We start from the raw sequence: 725 nt of genomic DNA on the forward strand, positions 1-725 counted from the left end.
TATTCGGCTTGAGCTAAGTCATAAGCGTCGAGACTTAGCTTTGTTCAATCTAGCGATTGATACCATGTTACGTGGATGCGACCTTGTTAAACTGAAAGTTCGTGACGTGTACCGAGGCGATGATGTGCTGTCGAGGTCTACCATCATTCAACAAAAAACAAAACAGCCTGTTCAGTTCGAAATTACGCAAAAGAGTAAGGCATCTATCCTTGATTGGATGAGGCATGCAAACTTAAGTTTTGATGATTACTTGTTCAAGAGTCGGTGCCGTAAGTCTAAACACATTACGACAAGGCAGTATGCCCGCATTGTTGAGGGTTGGGTAAGAGGTCTCGGCTTAGATAGGGTGGCCTATGGTACGCATTCATTACGACGAACAAAGTCGACGATTATCTATCGTGAAACCAAAAATTTAAGAGCTGTTCAAATATTGCTAGGTCATAGAAAAATGGATAGTACGGTAAAATATCTCGGTGTTGAAATCGACGATGCCTTACATATTGCTGAGCAGGTTGATATTTGACGTTTTGAATTGATGAAATGAGAGGCTGAGATTGAAACAAATATTATTAGGTTTGACGGTATTACTATGCTTATCAGCATGTAGCAACCAAGCAATTAAAACCAATGCTTATCCAACACTTAGTGCAGTTGTATCCGGTCAAGACCGCATTCGGTTTGAAGGTAAAGGCGCTGGTGCTGGCATGATGCTTATGTCTTCGTTG

At 41.4% G+C, this 725-nt stretch carries 1 protein-coding gene; it reads left to right on the top strand.

Annotated elements, in window-relative coordinates; genetic code table 11:
• Positions 1-523, top strand: a 523-nt coding sequence (locus A3757_RS02445) for a tyrosine-type recombinase/integrase (protein ID WP_068739118.1), incomplete at its 5' end; no start/stop codon positions are given.
• Between the last annotated feature and the right edge of the window lie 202 nt (positions 524-725).

Source organism: Oleiphilus sp. HI0117 (genome assembly GCF_001635235.1).